The sequence below is a fragment of the Psychrosphaera aquimarina genome (genome assembly GCF_032461525.1).
Lineage (GTDB): Bacteria > Pseudomonadota > Gammaproteobacteria > Enterobacterales > Alteromonadaceae > Psychrosphaera > Psychrosphaera aquimarina.
Genome location: NZ_JAWCUA010000003.1, coordinates 546,661 through 564,266, shown reverse-complemented (window position 1 = coordinate 564,266; position 17,606 = coordinate 546,661). Strand labels below are relative to the sequence as shown.

Below are 17,606 nucleotides of genomic sequence, written 5' to 3'. Positions count from 1 at the left end.
GCATTGTAAATTTTGTTCATTGGCTTTATTAGTTGCAAACAACTTAATTCAGGCCGCCCATACACAAGTACTTAATCTCTAAGTAATCATCCAAGCCGTACTTGGAACCTTCACGCCCATTACCGGATTGTTTAACCCCACCAAATGGGGCGGCGGCATTTGATATAAGGCCTTCATTAATCCCTACCATGCCGTACTCTAAACCTTCAGCCACGCGCCATATAGTGCCTATGTCTCTGGCATAAAAATACGCAGCCAAACCGTATTCAGTGTCGTTTGCCATGTCGATAACTTGTTGCTCAGTATCAAAACTAATAATTGGCGATACAGGCCCAAAAATTTCATTAGCAGCAATGGGCATATCATTCGTCACTTGGCTCAAAATAGTCGGCTGATAAAAGTTTTCGCTGGCGCTACCATTAACATCAGCACGTACACCACCTAATAATACTTTTGCTCCGGCTTGCACTGAGTCCATCACTAACTTATCAACATCATCTACTGCTGACTTTGAGATCATTGGTCCTATTGCTACACCGTCAGTTAACCCATTACCAATAGCTAAGTTTTTAACTGCAGCGGTGAATTTTTCGGTAAAAGATTGCGCTATACCTTGTTGAACAAATATACGATTGGTGCATACACAGGTTTGTCCGGCATTACGATATTTTGAAGCCAAAGCACCTTGTACCGCAGCATCGACATCCGCATCATCAAATACGATAAACGGTGCATTGCCACCAAGCTCCATCGATACTTTTTTAACACTAGTGGCACATTGCGCAATCAATTGTTTGCCTACCCCAGTTGAGCCAGTAAAAGTAAATTTAGCAATATCTGGATGTTGTGTAAGTACTTGGCCAATGCCTTTGGCATCTTCGCCAATAATAATATTAAATACGCCTGCAGGAATGCCTGCGCGCTCAGCTAACTCAGCCATAGCCAAAGCAGACAGCGGAGTTTGTGTTGCTGGACGCCCTACAAATGTACAACCTGCGGCTAATGCCGCAGCCGCTTTACGAGCAATCATGGCATTAGGGAAATTCCAAGGTGTTACCGATGCAACAACCCCAACAGGTTGTTTGATCACGATAATGCGTTTATCTGATGATGGCGCAGGGATAGTATCGCCATAAACACGTTTGCCTTCTTCCGCAAACCATTCAATAAATGAGGCACCGTAAGCAATTTCACCTTTTGCTTCCGCTAATGGCTTACCTTGTTCTAGGGTAAGAATGCGGCCTAAATCATCTTGATGTTGCATCATTAAGTTAAACCAGTTTCTTAATAATCCAGCTCTTTCACTGGCTGATTTACCCGACCAAGCTTTTAATGCAGCCTTGGCGGATTTAACCGCTAGTTCAGTTTCCGCTATTCCAGCGTTGGCCACGTTAATAATAACGTCACCTGTTGCAGGATTTACAACAGGGAATTCTGACTCACTGCTATGCCAGCTGCCATTGATATACGAATATTGTTTAAGCAGTTGAGGGTCGTTTAACTTATCCATTGTATTACTCCAGAGACCTAATAATTTACTGAACAGATTTTATGTTTGTTATTGAATTTTTATGTTTGTTATTGAATATTAAATTCAGCTCAGGTTAAATACAAAACATTCAACCTTTAGTTTGATATTGGTAAACCTAATGCAACGAAAATCCATCATTCCAAAACCACTATCCGAGTATGACCTGCGTCTATTACGGATATTTGTAGCAGTGGTAGAACATAACGGATTTTCTGCCGCCGCTAACACATTAGGTATTACTCGTTCCACCATAAGCGTGCATATGTCTAATTTAGAAACGCGTATGCAATTAAAACTTTGTTTGCGCGGTCGTGCTGGATTTTCATTAACGGAAGACGGGCAGATTGTATACCGTGCAGTTATGGAGTTATTTGAATCTTTTGATGGGTTCTCATTATTGGTTAATACATTAGGCCAAGAATTAAGTGGCGAGTTAGTGATCTTATGTGCCGATCAGCTCGATGGTACTAAACAACAAAAGTTAGCTGAGGTGATTCAGAAAGTTCATGATTTATCACCACATTTAAACTTAGTATTAGATGGTGACTCAATATCCGACATTGAACGTGCGCTGTTAAAAGATAAAGCTCATATAGGTCTATTTCCAAGTTACCAACAAATTGAAGGTTTACAATACAAAGAAGTATTTAGTGAAAAGATTTATTTATGCTGTAGTAACTTACATCCCTTTTTTAATAAAACGGACAATGAGTTATCCGAACATGATTTGGCCACTGCCAACGCAGTTCACCCCGGTATAGACATTGACTTAGAAGGTAAATCACAACTCAGTAAGCTTAATTTGTCCGCTAAGTCATATCAGTTTGATACCCGTAAGGCCATGATATTGTCTGGGCGGTATATTGGATATTTACCACAGAGTAGTATCCAACAAGACCTAAATTTAGGTCTAATGCGCATCATAAAACCCAGTGAGTGTTTTTATCCTTTTACTTTATCTATGGTCACTAAAAAGACTGCAAGAGATAGCCGAAAAGTAGAAATGATCACGGATATTTTTAACCAAGTGTTTAACTTGTAAACTTACCAAGTTACTTCTTAGCCCTAGGATGAGCACTGTCGTACACCTTAGCTAAGTGTTGAAAGTCTAAATGGGTATACACTTGGGTGGTGGATAAATCGGCATGGCCCAACAGTTCTTGTACTGCGCGTAAATCACTACTGGATTGCAATAAATGAGATGCAAATGAATGACGCAGTTTATGTGGGTTTAAGGTGTTATTTAACCCTTGGCGTTTAGCCCAATAGCTTAATCTTTGTTGCACTTGTCTTACGCTAATACGATTACCTAATTTACTGATAAACAAAGCATCTGACTCTGTTTTCAAAAACTCAATACGACATTCCAACCACTGATGAATGGCTTCTATTGCCATACGGCCAACGGGCACTAACCGTTGTTTACTGCCTTTACCGGTTACTCGTAATTCAGCATTGTCTAAATCTATATCTAAACGATTAATTGAGGTTAATTCAGATAAACGTAAACCACTGGAATAAAACAATTCCATCATGGCTTTATCCCTAAACTCTATGGTTTGCTCAGGAGTAAAATCCAATAATTGTGAGACTTCATCCACTTCCATGTTTTTGGGTAATGGTTTGTCCGTTTTTGGTGTGGTTAATAATTCGGTTGGGTCGACTTGGATTATTTTTTTGCAATAAGTACTTAAACAAGCCTTTCACTGAGGACAATTTTAACTGCATTGAACGTGGTTTTAACTTGGCTTTACGTAAACTTAATAACCACTGTTTTAATACGTTGCCATCTATTTTTGACCACTGTAAGTCATCATTTTCAACGCAGAAAGTACATAAATGCAGAATGTTAGCTTGGTAGGTTTTTAACGTTAATTGAGCATAACCACGTTCGTATTTTAGATAATCTAAATACTGTGCCACTTGTGGCTGAATAGATTGGGGTAAATGCTCAATACGGTTTAGCATTTTAAAAGCAATTAACAGGTAAGGTGAACGGCGTGGCGACTTAACAATCGGCCTAATTGATTGATAAATAAAGTATCCATATGAGGTTGAAAATGATGAATAGAACCAGAAGCAAATGCGGCAATGCCAAAAATAGTTTCTTCTTCACCCACCATGTAATTCAGTTCTACTAATGCAACAGATTGAGCAAAGTTATCAAATACCGTTTCCATGATCTCTGGGTATAAACGTCCTAAATAACTTGGGTTGCCATCTAACTTGGCTTGTAAATGAATGTAAGCTTCATCTTCTGGTTGTAACAATCTAAATTGCGCTAAAAACAATTGATCTTTACACACTCTATCAACCACTTTCTCTAATTCAGCAACCGAAACACAACCCACTAAACCAATATACATTTCGCTGATAGCACGGAAGATATTTTCGTTTTGTCTGGCATTCACCATCAAAACATTAAGTTCTTCTTCCATTTGTAAAATTTTATCGCGCTGGATCTCTTGGCGACGTTCCAATAAAGAGGTCGCGCCATGAGCTACATGAGGAATACGTAATTGAGTCACTAACTCTGGATGATCAACAAAGAAGCTAGGATTTTGCTCTAGGTAGTCTTTAACTAACTCAGCATCTAGCTCAAGGTCTTCAGGGTTAGGTATCAATACTTTTGTCATATATGCATCTGTCCATCAAATACGTATTCTGCGGGTCCAGTCATTTTAACTGGAGAATTTTCATCATGCCAACGAATATGAAGTGTCCCACCGGGTAAGTCAACTTGAACTTTACTATCCAATAAATTTTGCAAACGACCAACCACAACCGCTGCACAAGCACCGCTGCCGCAAGCTAATGTTTCGCCGGCACCACGTTCAAATACTCGTAATTTAATGTGTTCACGGTTAATAATTTGCATAAAGCCAATATTGGCTTTTTCTGGAAAACGTTCGTGCTGTTCTAAACGCGCACCAAGGTCTTCTACTGGAGCTGTTAATACATCGTCAACAACGGTTACACAATGTGGATTGCCCATGGAAACAACGCCACACATGAGGTTATCGTCTCCAGATTTTAAAATATAAGTTTTTTCTTGTTGTTGAGCATTAAAAGGCACTTTTTTAGGCTCTAATATAGGACGCCCCATATTCACCGTAACTTGGTTTTCATTCTCAAGATACAAAACCATGTTGCCTGATTTAGTGCTTACTTTAATAGCAGATTTATTAGTTAAGCCTTTTAACTGAACAAAACGAGCAAAACAGCGAGCGCCGTTTCCACATTGTGAAACTTCGCTGCCGTCCGCATTAAAAATACGGTAATGAAAATCTAAATCTGGATCATAAGGAGGTTCAACAACCAACAACTGGTCAAAACCAATACCAAAGTTTCGGTTTGCCAATTGTTTAATTTGCTCTGGTGAGAAGTACACATTTTGTGTGACTCCATCAACCACCATGAAATCGTTACCCAATCCATGCATTTTTGTGAACTGTAACAACATCTTTGTTAATCTTCCTAGATTGCTTTAAAGGTACAACTAATCTTCTAAAATCGATTCGCCAGCCCAAAGAGATTCAATTGTTTCTCTTTGTCTAACCAAATGCATAGTATCACCATCAACCATGATCTCAGCAGCTCTTACTCTTGAGTTGTAATTAGAACTCATCGTAAAACCATATGCGCCAGTTGAACGAACCGCTAAATAATCACCCGCTTCTACGGATAACTCACGGTCTTTGCCTAAAAAGTCTCCGGTTTCACACACAGGGCCAACAACATCATAGTTGGAGACTTCGCCATCTCTTGGTACTACTGGAATAATATTTTGCCATGCCGAATACAAGGAAGCACGTATGTTATCGTTCATCGCCGCATCAACAATACAGAAACTCTTGTCTTCATTTTTCTTTAAAAACTCAACCTTAGTTAACAAAATACCCGCATTGGCCATGATTGCTCTGCCAGGTTCAAATAAGATGGTTAAGTCTATTCGATGGCTTAATTTTTCCATTAATACCGTCATATATTCAGATGGGTGAGGCGGCGTTTCATCGTTATAGGTAACGCCTAAACCACCACCTAAATCTAAGTGACTTATAGTCACACCACTATCTGACAGCTGGTCAATTAATACAATTAATTTGTCCAATGCATCTAAAAATGGCGATAAATCGGTTAATTGTGAACCAATATGACAATCAACACCTTGTACTTTTAAATGTTTTTGTTGGTTGGCCCATTTAAATAATTCAACCGCATCATCGATATTAATGCCAAATTTATTTTCTTTTAAACCTGTCGAAATATATGGGTGAGTACCCGCATCAACATTTGGATTTACGCGCAAGGAGATTGGCGCTATTTTGCCAAGAGACTCAGCAACTTGATTAATACGGTATAATTCAGCTTCTGATTCAGCATTAAAACATTTAATGCCAACTTCAAGTGCGTACTCAATTTCAGCTTCCGTTTTACCAACACCAGAAAATACGATTTTTGTCGGGTCACCACCGGCTTCTAATACACGAGCCAACTCACCACCAGAAACGATATCAAAACCTGAACCAAGACGAGCCATCACATTTAATACAGCTAAATTTGAATTTGCTTTTACTGCGTAACAGATCAAATGAGGATGCTCACCTGCAGCATCATCAAATGCTTTCCAATGACGTTCTATTGTCGCGCGTGAATAAACATAAGTTGGTGTATTGAACGATTCAGCGATGTCTTTACATGCCACTTGCTCAGCAAATAAACTGCCATTCTGGTAACTAAAATGATCCAAGGTTCGGTCCTGTTTTTTGTAGATTTGTTATTGGTCAATCAAAGTTGATAATTGTAAATCAGTGTTTAATAGATTTTGTTGATTCTGTTGCTGGCTTTTGATCAGGCAATATTAATGCCCCACGTTGGCCACATCCCATTAGTTGTAACGATATTAGGCTTAAAGTTAAAAGTACAATTGCCCTTTTACATAACTTAGTTGAATAATAATGCATGTTTTTACTGAATCTATTAAATTTGCCGCCTATAATCGCATGGAATAACGTAATTGCAAGCAGGATCTACTATGAACGACAGTGAATATCACCAATTAGCCGACGAATTATTAAATAACTTACAAGATGCCATTGATGAAGTGGAGTTTGACTTAGATTATGAAAGTGCCGGTGGCATAGTGGAAGTTATTTTTCCAAATGGCACTAAGATTATTGTTAACAAACAAGCCCCTTTACATCAAATTTGGGTGGCAACAAAAGCCAATGGCCACCACTTTGAATTTAAGGATGGTCAATGGATAGATAACCGTGGAGGCTCTGAGTTTTGGGCTTTATTAACCGAAGCTGCAACCAGACAAGCGGGCGAGCCTATCACATTAGCAATGTGAGCTACTTGATATAAAAACTTGGTATATACTAAGTTAGATCAATAAATTAGGTGATAAATTTAAGGAAAATTTAATGAAATCAAACATTATTAACGCTTTATTTTCTCTATTGCTTTTAACTGTAAGTTCCGCTGTTTACAGCGCTGAATCCAGTGAAACGGTTCTGTCAGACAATATTCGTCGAGCTATCGTTACCGACTCGATTGAAAACAGAGAGCCCGTTACTGATTTAACAAATACCGAAATAAAGACAAATGTGAACAAAGTTTATTTGTTTACTGAAGTGATTGGCAAAGCCGATACTATGATCACGCATCGTTGGTTTTTAGATGGTAAGTTAGAGGCCGAGGTTATTCTTAAAATTGGCAGTAACCGTTGGCGCACTTATTCAAGTAAAAACTTAACCGTTCCAAACCATTTGGGTCATTGGCAAGTTGAAGTGGTTGACGAAAATAATCAACCTATCGCATCCGCCTCATTTAACTACAGCGAATAAACTTTATCTGATGGGCTAATTTGTTAATTCACTTTTTAGCCCATTTTATTTGCACCTTTCTAGCTTACCATTTTCAGTTATTTTGCCGAGTTACCGCTTTAGGCTCACTTTAATAACTGGTATTCTAATACCAATTAAATTCAATTATTTATTAAGACATTTTTCACTTATGACCAACTCAACTCAACCTTTGATCCGTATCGCTACTCGTGAAAGTGCATTAGCTATGTGGCAAGCCTATTATGTAAAAAATAAACTGGAACTTGCTCACCCAGAATTAACCGTTGAGTTAGTGCCAATGACGACCAAAGGTGATCAAATATTAGATACACCACTTGCCCTTATTGGTGGGAAAGCCTTATTTGTAAAAGAGTTAGAAGTCGCTATTTTAGAAAACAAAGCAGACATCGCTGTGCATTCAATGAAAGATGTACCTGTTGAATTTCCAGAAGGGTTAATGTTACACACCATTTGTGAACGTGAAGACCCTCGTGATGCCTTTGTTTCTAATAACTATACTGACTTTGACAGCTTACCAAATGGCGCTGTGGTAGGAACTTCTAGTTTACGTCGTCAATGCCAAATCAAAGCGTTACGTCCAGATTTAGTGATCAAAGATTTACGCGGTAATGTTAATACCCGATTACGCAAATTAGATGAGGGCCAATACGACGCGATTATTTTAGCCGCTGCGGGTCTTATCCGTTTAGAAATGCCTGAACGAATTAAACAGCATCTAGCCACCGATTTACTGTTGCCAGCCAATGGACAAGGTGCCGTTGGTATTGAATGTAGAACGGACGATCCCGTTATTCATAATTATTTAGCTACTTTAGAGCATACAGAAACCCGTATTAGAGTGTTAACCGAACGCGCGATGAATCGTGCATTAGAAGGTGGTTGTCAGGTGCCAATTGGTGCATACGCTTCGGTTGATGGCGACCAAGTCACATTAAAAGGGTTAGTGGGAAGTTTAGACGGTTCACAAATCATCACTGATGAAGTGACCGGCCATACCGACCAAGGTGAAGCATTGGGCACACAATTAGCTAAACAGTTATTAGCTCAAGGTGCTGACGTAATCTTAAAAGAAGTCTATAAAGACTGATAAATGGAATGTGAACAAATGGCAACACCTGCCAAGTTAACCATTTTAAATACTCGCCCATCGCCAATGGGCGAGGAGCTACAGCAACGGCTTATTCCGCAATACTCTAGCTATCATTTCCCAACCATTAGTAACGCCCCCATAACCTTGTCTAGTGATGTACCGTTAAAACAATGGTTACTGGACAAGTCTCTGGCTTGGATATTTGTTAGCCGCCCCACCGCTGTGTATTTCCGTCAACTTTTATTACAACATGACTTAACTGAGTTTTCTCCGGCAGGTGGTATCTTTGCCATTGGCGAGTCCACCAAAGCTGAACTACAGCGATTTGTGTGCAATCCAGAGATTAAAATAATTACACCAAAACACTCAAATAGTGAGTCTTTCCTTACATTAAAAGAACTAGATGCCTTCCAAAGTTTTGTACAAGTCAAAGGCAAGGGCGGTAGAGAAGTCATTGGTAATGCCTTAATACAGCAGGGAAAACAGTATTACCCACTGGAACTTTATCAAAGACAATTGGTCTCCTATTCTCATACAGAGGTATGTACTTGGCAGCAATGTGATTTAGTTTTGGCGACCAGTATTGATATTGCCAAAGGCATATTAACCAACTTATCTGAACAACTGTCTAACGACGAGATTCAGTTTTTGTTACATAAAATTAACTGGGTAGTCTTGAGCGAAAGGATTAAACAGTTTTTAATGAACAATATGGTAAAAGAACAACACATATTTATCTGTGAACAGTCAGATAATTCCTCTATTATCAATACGATCAATTTAATTTCTAAGTGAGATAACGGCATGGCTCAGGATAAAAAATCCAACCCATCTAAAGCTTCAAATGAATTAACGCCTCCTGGCGAAAAAGAAGTGGCAGATGTTAATAAAGCAGCAACAAAAACAGATGATGATTTGTCTACACTTGAATCTCTTGCCAAACTGGAATCAGAAATTAAACAATCTCGTGATGCCGAAAAAGCAAATCAAACTGCTGATGTTAAAAAAGAAGACACAGCAAAAACACCAATTAAAGATCCGGTGATTGACAGCACAGTAGAAAATAGCAAAAGCAAATCAACTTCTGACACATCATCGTTTAAAGGAACGTCTGCCAAAACGTCATCCACAAAACAAGCTACGCCAAAAGCTAATACCGATAAAGTTAAAAAACAAACCAGTTGGTTATCCATCTTTGCTTTTATTTTTAGTATTGCCGCCTCAGCTTTTGTTGGCTTTTTTTGGTGGCAATCGCAATTATGGTTAAAAAATCAAGAACAAGTTGATCAACTAAAACAACAAGCGGTGATCAATACCCAACAATCACTTAATCAATTACAAGCTAAATTAAACCAACTGCAACTTGTGGTTGAACAAAAACAAAACCAAACTCAAAATAATTCAGCCAAAATTAACGACTCATTAAATAGTTTAGCCTCTCGTATTAAAGAGCTAGGTCAAAGCCAACCTAATTATTGGTTAGCGGCGGAAGCCGGATACTTAATTAACTTAGCAGAACGTCGATTATTGGTTGAGCAAGATGTCAATACCGCTATCCAGCTGTTATTAGATGCCAATCAAAGATTAACCGCAATGCAAGACCCTAGTGTGTTTCACATAAGGGCGGGCATAAGTGAAGATATCGCTAGTTTATATACGGTTAAACAACCTGACAGTGACAGCATTTATTTGTCGATTTCTGGCTTAATAAAACAAACGGAAAACATTAAATTTGCGCAAGTGTATATCCCTAAACCGAATACCGATACTGAACTACAGCCAGAAGTCAGTGGAGAAGTTGATGACTGGTATAATAATTTATTAACCAGCTTAAAACGTTTCTTTGGTAATTTTATCACTATCACCCAACGTGACGCTGAAGTTCAACCGCAATTACCGGCGGATCAAAAGTGGTTTGTCAGAGCCAATTTAACAACACAAATGTTAATGGCGCAAAATGCCATTTTAGATAAAAAACAAGCATTATATGAAGACGCATTAAAACAAGTTGAAACTTGGGTGATGCAATACTTTGACACTGATGATGCTGCGGTTATCTCGTTCATAACGACACTTAATGCATTAAAACAAAAAGACATTGGTTTGATCTTACCTACGGGCTTACAAGCTCAACCTTTGATTTCAAATTATCTTCAACAACAGATTATGTTGAAGGAAAGTGCTAATGACTAAACTAGTAAAAGGCTTTTTACTCCTTGCCATTTTTGGTGCTTTGGTTTTCATTGCGCCACAATTAATGGGTGAACAAGGTTATTTATTAATTTCATTAGGTAACTGGACAATTGAAGGTTCCGTTGTTCAATTTGCCATTTTATTGATTATATCTTCGCTGGTTTTATATGGGCTTTGGTTAGCCATAAAATATCTTATTTTAGTTTTTATTATGCCAACCAAGTGGTGGCAAAATCGTTATGCTAAAACCCATGCAAATTATTTCCAAACCGGTGTGGATTATATGGCATTGGGTCAATGGAAAAGTGCAGCGGAGCAATTTTTAAAAGTAAAACGCATATCTAAAAAACAAACTGCAGCGGAACTTGCTTTAGTTTGTGCCGCCAGAGCGTATGATCCAGAATTAAGCCGTAATATTGTCAAAAATTTAGAGTCTAATTTTGAACAAAACGATGTTAATCAGCAGTTCTCTAGTTTATTCATCTTAGTGCAACAGCAACAGTTTTCTGAGGCGTTGTTAGTGCTGAATAAACTTAATTTACCTGTATTAAAACAAACCATCGCTTTTCAACAATTATGGTTGGTAATCCAAGTTAATAATCATGCTTGGAATGATGTTAATAAGTACTTACCTAAAATCCATAAATTGGCATTAAAACAAGCGGAAGCGGCGGTTGAAGAATGGCACCAACACCTTTTTGATACATTCAACTTTGCATTTGTTGGTTATATAGAACAGTATTCAAATAATCAACTACAGCAGGTTTGGAACAATTTTTCAAAAGCCAATCAACAGATTCACTCTGTATCAGAAGCCTACATAGCAGCAATTGCAGCGCAAGGTGTATCAAAGCAGGTGGAAACCATATTATGCGACTCCATGAACTTTAATGGTTATCAATGGGTATTAAATAACGTCAGACGTTGTTATCAAGTTACTGAAAAAGTCCATATGGACGCGTTATTTTCACAAGTCCAAAAACACATTAATAAACATAAAGAAGATAAGATACTGTTAACCATATTTGCTTATTTAGCCGCAGGCCAAAAAGATCCTCAATTGGCAAAACAAGCACTAGAACAAGTTATTTACAGTAATAAAAACAACTTAGACACTAGATTATACGCCAATGTATTAGCGGATTTAGGCGAAGTGCGCCATAGTGTAGAAGTATTTCAATCTATGAAATAACAAAGCAAATAAGTTATATATAGAAAGGGATTTATCTTTGGGGTGATTACTAAAAGATAACGATTTTTGAAATCTGTAGAAGACTGCCAATGGCACAAACCTAGATTTAAAATCAGTTGTTCTAGGGACATTAACCATTTGGTAGTTTTAGCATTATATTGATTTCCATAATGAGCGATTATTGAAACTTTGGATTAAGTAGATATAAATAAAAAGGAATGTTTAGTGAACTTTAATAAATGGATTAGCTTTATTATTTTTAGTGTATTGATTATGTCAGGGTGTGCAAAGGGACCTAATCATCCACCAGTGGTCAACACAGAAGATGCAGCCCTAGTATATGTATATGGTAAAACTGGATTAACATCTAATTTAAATAAAAAAGTAGGAATTTCTGTAAACAACCAGTATCACACAAATATGCAGCCTGGTGGTTACACATATATGCTATTAGCTGAAGGGACTCATAATCTCAATATAGATGGAGAAAGCATTGTTATTGATGCTAAAGTTGGTGATATTAGTTACATTGAATGGCGCAATAGTAAATCCAATGTAAGTTATAATTTACTCAGTGTTGGCTTACCGGTACCTGTCGGTAAAATGAACTTAAACTTATTGGGTTTAGGTAAAAACGATAAATCTAATAAGTTAAAATTAATTGATCCAAGTTACGGTCAATATGCTTTAAAATCGAGACGTCTTCAACCTCCTATAAATAATGGCAAATTGGTCACAAAAATCTAACCTATACTTAAATCATTGTTCTTTTAAAATTGAACTGAGTTCACTATATTTATAACAGCAACAATAGTTGTTTAATTTGATTAAGTATTTTAGATTTCCGCTTTTGGCACAAAGCGCTCAACAAACTTAGATTAAATAACATGAACAATCATCCGGTTCGTTAAGTTAACAAGGAGTAAATATGGAAAATTTAGGATTTATCTTTGGGATTATGGGCATGTCGATGGGCGTAATGGGGTTCATTTTCGGCATTATATCAAAGACACAAGTTGATAAACTAGAAACGAAATTGAAAGAGTTAAACGTTATAGAACAAGATTACGACTCAAGCAAAAAATAAGTTTGGTTAACAACAAAAAAGAGCGCATTGATATGCGCTCTTTTTTACATTAAAACCTGAATCCTCACTCCCAAATTAAGACTCAGCCTGCTCTAACTGCAACCTTTGGGTTGGATAAGCAAATTCACCACCAAGTTCAAGTATTAAATCACCAATATCCAACAATACCTTTTGTTTATGTTGATGATAGGTCACCCAATCTGTAGTGATGGTCATACAATAAACCAGAATATTTAATGATGATGCACCATAACCATTAAAATTTACAATAATGGTTTGGTCTTGCGCCACCAGCTCAGACTCAGTTAAATATTTGGTGATGTCATCGACAATTTTTTTCACTAAATTCATATCGTCATATCGTATTGTTATGGTTTCTTGAATACGTCTGTGGGTCATGCGTGATGGGTTTTGCACGGTAATATTGTTAAATGCGGAGTTAGGCACATACAAAGGACGTTTATCAAACGCACGGATTTTTGTGATACGCCATCCTATGTATTCTACGGTGCCCTCAATGTCTCTATCTGGTGAACGTATCCAATCACCCACTTGAAACGGTTTGTCTAAATACAGCATAATGCCACCAAACCAGTTGGAGACTAAGTCTTTAGAGGCAAACGCTAATGCCGCACCTGACACACTCCCCATAGCAATCAGACCTGTTGCATCTAATCCTAATAGGTCAAAAGCAACGATGACTAAAATTAAGGTTAACAATAATCGGCCTATTTTAGCTAACCCTATAACTGCCGTTTGATCTAACGAACCGCTACCATCGCCTGACAAACTGAGTTTTTCGTAGTTGTTAATAATCCTGAAACCATACCAACTCACATGTAGGGCAATTAGTATTTGTAAAACCGCATATTCATCTAATCCCAAGTTGAATGAGAATATAACGTCACTGGTTTCAATTAATGACCAGATGGCACTGGTCATCAACAAAAACTTTGCGGGGGTATAAATAGCGCCTATACAAACACTTAGAAATGATCCAGATGTTTGATTGTTCAACTTAGTCTTAAACAAGCGTAAAATAACCACACCAGATAATATGGCAATTACAGCAACTAGCTGACTAAAATAATCTTGGTTTGGATCAAACAAATACAACGCGTCTTCTAACATACAGCCCCATAAGATTAATAATGCGAAAAGGGTTAAGTTAACGTATTCTTAGGACGCATAAAACCTCTTCACACATTTTGGATTAAAAAAGTAACACATGACTAAAAATTCCATATCAGAACAAACGGAAAATCAAGCCTTTCAAATTGCCAAGGCGACGCAAAAGCCAAATCAAACCAAAGAACAAACTAAGCTCATTGCCAAAGGTATTGAAAAGGGCATCACGGAATATAAAAAACGTCAAAAAGCCAAAGCAAGAGATTTAGATAAAAAGCGCAAAAAACTAGATGCAAAACAAGAGTCACTAGCCCTCAACGAAAATGAACATCATGACATAGCACTCAGTAAAAAACAGCGAACCATGCAAGCTTCTGACACCGGTTCACCACATTATTATACGTCGTTCGCTTATATCATGTTGATGATAACCTTAGCTTGGATCATCTTTCATATGATAACAGTACATTAAACAAAGTTTCTGATAAAACGTTATCTAGTCTTACCGCATAAAGTAACTAGATAACGTATCTGTTTGGCCGTTAACTAAATAACTTTAAGCCCACTACGCCAATAAATATCAAACACAAACTTAAAATTTGTGGCACCGACAACGCTTGGTTAAAAAAGTAATGATTAATGATAGATATCGCCGATGCACCGACCGCCAACCATACTAAATAAGCCAAGTTAATCGGGATCTCTTTTAAGGCAACTGAAAATAAAATTAAGCTCAGTGTCATGGATAGCACACCGCAAATAACATAGGGGATATTAGTAAAAGATTCGGACTTTTGAATACTCACTAACCAGCCAGCTTCCAAAACCCCTGCAATAAATAAGATAAACCAATACATATAGACTCTCTATAATAAGTAGGGGTCGTCCCCTGATAAAATAGAGCGGTGAGGTCGTCCCCACATCGTTTGATTTCGGGTGTTACTTTAACAAAACTTTTATAAAAGTAAATTAACTATCGCATTGGTAATACACAACTATCGAGTCACCCAACGGGTCCTTGTGTAAGGTTTTTTCAATAAACTGCATGCCAATTTTTTTCATGATATTAATAGAACCAACATTATCAGGGTCGGCGATGGCACTAAATTTACCGGTAAATCCGCTTTGGATTAACGCTTGTTTAACCGTTACCGCGGCTTCCGTTGCATATCCTTGTCTCCAACTATCTTGTTTAAAACGCCAACCTAGCTCTAAATTATCCAACTCCGGTGAGTCACTAAAAAATGACATAGGTCTTACTAAAATCCAGCCAATAAATTGATTGGTTTGTGTTACGTTAACCTGCCATAACCCCCAACCTTGCTGATGGTTACTAAAGCTATTTAAACGAGGAATAAAACGGTGTTTGATGTCGTCCATTGTCGACTTTTTACCACCGTTTATATAACGCATGACCTTAACGTCCTGATCGAGTTCGAATAAAAGCGGTGCGTCTTGTTCCGTCATCAACTTATAACTTAATCGTTCAGAAGGATTAATGTCCATTTACACACTTCCTTGTTTTTCTATTACTAAAATTCGAGCTTCACCCTGTGGATGAGCAACATGCTCAGTGCCAACGCTCGCATAAAAAATATCGCCTACTTCTAATAAAGCCGCATGTTCCACACCGGCTTGTTTATACAACATCTTGACTTGACCATCTAATACGACAAACACTTCTTCACCATCATTGACATGCCATTTATAAGGTTGGTCTGTCCAATGTAGCCGAGTGGTAATGCCTTGCATATTGGCAATGTCTAATGCCTGCCAAGCTTTATCGCCGGTAAACTGTTTTGGTCTTATTATTTTCATCTTGTCCCCAAGTGTGTATTGAGCGTGTCAATCTACCAAGAAGATTACCAAGTGTTAACTAAATATTTTCCAGTGTTAACTTTGTATAAGTTACACAGTTTTATTATTTCCATTTAACAGTTAATCAAATTACATTTACACTTATGCACCTTAAGGTTTATTTGGATTGTCTATGTCAGCTAGTTTTAAATTATTAGAAGGTATTGTCGCTTTTGTTGAAGTTGTCTCCAATGGCAGTTTTACCAAAGCCGCTGAAATAAGCGGACATTCCACCTCTTATATCAGTAAAGAGATATCCAAATTAGAAGAACGTTTGGGCATACGTCTACTAAATCGAACCACTCGCTCGTTAAGCCTTACTCCTGAAGGCGAGGTTTACTACCAACAATGCCAACAAATTGTAAACGACGCCGAACAAGCAGAACAGTTTATGACCGGACAACAACAAAAACCGAAAGGTTTGTTACGTGTAAGCTGCCCAGTAAACATTGGTTTATCTAAGTTACGTCCAGTGTTGGCTAAATTCACAAGTCTATATAAAGGCGTTCAACTGGAGTTAGAGCTAACGGACCGCAAGGTAGACATGGTGGCAGAAGGTTACGATGTTGTGATCAGAGCCTCTGTGCAATTAGAAGATTCTAGCTTAATAAGTCGACGTTTTATGAGCTCACAAGCTATTACGGTAGCGGCTCCAAGTTATCTAAGAAAAAATGGATTACCCAAAAAACCCAGTGATTTAGTGCATCATCAAACCATAAGTTATGCTTATATAAAACAACCAAAACTTTGGACATACACAGACAAAGACGGGCGACCTACCCAAGTAAATGTTGATAGCCAAGTTGTCACTAACAGCGGAGAGATGAATCTTGCACTTTGCATTGCAGGTAAAGGAATAACTCGGATCCCTTTATTTCACCTAACAGATGAAATTGAGAAAAACATGTTAGTCGAGCTATTTGAGGATTACCCTAAAATTGATATAGACGTTCATTTGGTTTACCCAAGCCGTAAACATATGTCGAGTAAGGTTCGTAGCTTTATTGACTTTGTGATAGCAGAATTAGGCGATTAACCGTTAATACTGTTAAGCCAAATTAAACCTAATTCTGTTCAATTAACTTATAAGGTTATACCGACTTCTGATAGGCCAATATTAACCACTTTTTAACTTCCTCGTCGATATCGGTCAAGCTCTTTAATTGGATCCGATGCGTACACATAGTGCCAAATGGCCCTGAGTTTTCTAACTTGCCTTGTACTTCTATCCCTTTGAGTTTTAGACCTAGATCTATCCTGCTTTTTGTTGCGGGTTTAATTAAGGCAAATTGATTTTTTCTAATAATACTGACGCTGGCTTTTTTGGCGGTGATCACAACGTCATTACCAAACTGGTTAACGATATCAATCAGCTTTTCATATAACGGCAACAGTGACTCTTTACCTGTGTATTGATCGCTAATTAGATGTTCTGATGTTATTTCTTGGTCACTCGATTGATTTTGGAAAAGTGTGACTATTGTATTAGCAAAACCATGTGTTACTTGATGTTCAGTTTTAAGAAACGTCACTGCATGTGAATGTTTTTCAAAACGCTTGGAAGCTAAGATTTCCATCCATTGATCTAATGACTTACCCGTTTTTTCAGGCATGTTATTGATCATCGTTTCTAACGCTTTTTCCATATTTCTACCTTT

Annotated in this window: 22 protein-coding genes; 11 read left to right on the top strand and 11 right to left on the bottom strand. The window is 37.7% G+C overall.

The genetic code is table 11. The annotated features are described in order from the left end of the window. Positions 1–43: 43 nt before the first annotated feature. On the bottom strand, positions 44–1,510 hold the full coding sequence (locus RT723_RS05880) for an NAD-dependent succinate-semialdehyde dehydrogenase (RefSeq protein WP_315946251.1): 1,467 nt from the start codon (positions 1,508–1,510) through the stop codon (positions 44–46). Positions 1,511–1,649: 139 nt separating this feature from the next. On the opposite strand from RT723_RS05880, the gene RT723_RS05875 reads away from it, so the two are divergent. Beyond that, positions 1,650–2,573, top strand: a complete 924-nt coding sequence (locus RT723_RS05875) for a LysR family transcriptional regulator (protein ID WP_315946250.1) — start codon at positions 1,650–1,652, stop codon at positions 2,571–2,573. Between the two features lie 10 nt (positions 2,574–2,583). On the opposite strand, the gene RT723_RS05870 is transcribed toward RT723_RS05875, so the two are convergent. Genes RT723_RS05870 through lysA form a run of 5 tightly spaced genes read right to left on the bottom strand, consistent with a single transcriptional unit; the run spans position 2,584 to position 6,281 of the window. Next, on the bottom strand, positions 2,584–3,132 hold the full coding sequence (locus RT723_RS05870) for a tyrosine-type recombinase/integrase (protein ID WP_315946249.1): 549 nt from the start codon (positions 3,130–3,132) through the stop codon (positions 2,584–2,586). Further along, complete coding sequence (locus RT723_RS05865) at positions 3,125–3,499, bottom strand: site-specific integrase (protein ID WP_315946248.1); 375 nt, start codon at positions 3,497–3,499, stop codon at positions 3,125–3,127. The genes RT723_RS05870 and RT723_RS05865 overlap by 8 nt, the downstream gene beginning before the upstream one ends. 11 nt (positions 3,500–3,510) lie before the next feature. Continuing rightward, positions 3,511–4,167 (bottom strand): DUF484 family protein, encoded by a 657-nt coding sequence (locus RT723_RS05860; protein ID WP_315946247.1) that lies wholly within the window; start codon positions 4,165–4,167, stop codon positions 3,511–3,513. Then, complete coding sequence (gene dapF / locus RT723_RS05855) at positions 4,164–4,991, bottom strand: diaminopimelate epimerase (RefSeq protein WP_315946313.1); 828 nt, start codon at positions 4,989–4,991, stop codon at positions 4,164–4,166. Before dapF ends, RT723_RS05860 begins: the two co-directional genes overlap by 4 nt. A gap of 39 nt (positions 4,992–5,030) precedes the next feature. Continuing rightward, entirely contained in the window at positions 5,031–6,281 is a 1,251-nt protein-coding gene (gene lysA, locus RT723_RS05850) for a diaminopimelate decarboxylase (protein ID WP_315946246.1), read from the bottom strand. A 285-nt stretch (positions 6,282–6,566) separates the two neighbouring features. Between lysA and cyaY the strand changes: the two genes are divergently transcribed. The 8 genes from cyaY (at position 6,567) to RT723_RS05810 (ending at position 12,963) form a co-directional block, all read left to right on the top strand. Further along, on the top strand, positions 6,567–6,884 hold the full coding sequence (gene cyaY, locus RT723_RS05845; protein ID WP_315946245.1) for an iron donor protein CyaY: 318 nt from the start codon (positions 6,567–6,569) through the stop codon (positions 6,882–6,884). 73 nt (positions 6,885–6,957) lie between these two features. Next, positions 6,958–7,380, top strand: a complete 423-nt coding sequence (locus RT723_RS05840; protein ID WP_216055137.1) for a DUF2914 domain-containing protein — start codon at positions 6,958–6,960, stop codon at positions 7,378–7,380. Positions 7,381–7,549: 169 nt separating this feature from the next. Further along, positions 7,550–8,488, top strand: a complete 939-nt coding sequence (gene hemC / locus RT723_RS05835; RefSeq protein ID WP_315946244.1) for a hydroxymethylbilane synthase — start codon at positions 7,550–7,552, stop codon at positions 8,486–8,488. A 3-nt stretch (positions 8,489–8,491) separates the two neighbouring features. Continuing rightward, positions 8,492–9,286, top strand: coding sequence for a uroporphyrinogen-III synthase (locus RT723_RS05830; RefSeq protein WP_315946243.1), 795 nt, complete (start codon positions 8,492–8,494; stop codon positions 9,284–9,286). A gap of 9 nt (positions 9,287–9,295) precedes the next feature. Beyond that, positions 9,296–10,684, top strand: coding sequence for a uroporphyrinogen-III C-methyltransferase (locus RT723_RS05825; protein ID WP_315946242.1), 1,389 nt, complete (start codon positions 9,296–9,298; stop codon positions 10,682–10,684). Next, positions 10,677–11,876 carry a heme biosynthesis HemY N-terminal domain-containing protein gene (locus tag RT723_RS05820; protein WP_315946241.1) on the top strand — a complete coding sequence of 400 codons (1,200 nt, stop codon included), beginning with the start codon at positions 10,677–10,679 and terminating at the stop codon, positions 11,874–11,876. The genes RT723_RS05825 and RT723_RS05820 overlap by 8 nt, the downstream gene beginning before the upstream one ends. 225 nt (positions 11,877–12,101) lie before the next feature. Then, entirely contained in the window at positions 12,102–12,623 is a 522-nt protein-coding gene (locus RT723_RS05815) for a hypothetical protein (protein WP_315946240.1), read from the top strand. Positions 12,624–12,804: 181 nt separating this feature from the next. Then, positions 12,805–12,963: a hypothetical protein gene (locus tag RT723_RS05810; protein WP_216055143.1), complete on the top strand. Its 159-nt coding sequence runs from the start codon at positions 12,805–12,807 to the stop codon at positions 12,961–12,963. A 75-nt stretch (positions 12,964–13,038) separates the two neighbouring features. Here the strand turns inward: RT723_RS05810 and RT723_RS05805 are convergent, their stop codons facing one another. Beyond that, positions 13,039–14,094, bottom strand: coding sequence for a mechanosensitive ion channel family protein (locus tag RT723_RS05805; protein WP_315946239.1), 1,056 nt, complete (start codon positions 14,092–14,094; stop codon positions 13,039–13,041). A 97-nt stretch (positions 14,095–14,191) separates the two neighbouring features. Here RT723_RS05805 and RT723_RS05800 point away from each other — a divergent pair, with 97 nt between their 5' ends. Further along, on the top strand, positions 14,192–14,563 hold the full coding sequence (locus tag RT723_RS05800) for a DUF2956 domain-containing protein (protein ID WP_315946238.1): 372 nt from the start codon (positions 14,192–14,194) through the stop codon (positions 14,561–14,563). A 70-nt stretch (positions 14,564–14,633) separates the two neighbouring features. Here RT723_RS05800 and RT723_RS05795 read toward each other — a convergent pair whose 3' ends face one another. From RT723_RS05795 to RT723_RS05785, 3 genes are all read right to left on the bottom strand, one after another. Further along, positions 14,634–14,948, bottom strand: coding sequence for a DMT family transporter (locus RT723_RS05795; protein ID WP_315946237.1), 315 nt, complete (start codon positions 14,946–14,948; stop codon positions 14,634–14,636). A gap of 112 nt (positions 14,949–15,060) precedes the next feature. Then, entirely contained in the window at positions 15,061–15,597 is a 537-nt protein-coding gene (locus tag RT723_RS05790) for a GNAT family N-acetyltransferase (protein ID WP_315946236.1), read from the bottom strand. Next, positions 15,598–15,909, bottom strand: a complete 312-nt coding sequence (locus RT723_RS05785; RefSeq protein ID WP_315946235.1) for a cupin domain-containing protein — start codon at positions 15,907–15,909, stop codon at positions 15,598–15,600. 172 nt (positions 15,910–16,081) lie between these two features. Here RT723_RS05785 and RT723_RS05780 point away from each other — a divergent pair, with 172 nt between their 5' ends. Then, entirely contained in the window at positions 16,082–16,984 is a 903-nt protein-coding gene (locus tag RT723_RS05780; RefSeq protein ID WP_216055149.1) for a LysR family transcriptional regulator, read from the top strand. A gap of 55 nt (positions 16,985–17,039) precedes the next feature. Here the strand turns inward: RT723_RS05780 and RT723_RS05775 are convergent, their stop codons facing one another. Next, positions 17,040–17,594, bottom strand: a complete 555-nt coding sequence (locus RT723_RS05775) for a DUF5655 domain-containing protein (RefSeq protein WP_315946234.1) — start codon at positions 17,592–17,594, stop codon at positions 17,040–17,042. Positions 17,595–17,606: the final 12 nt, after the last annotated feature.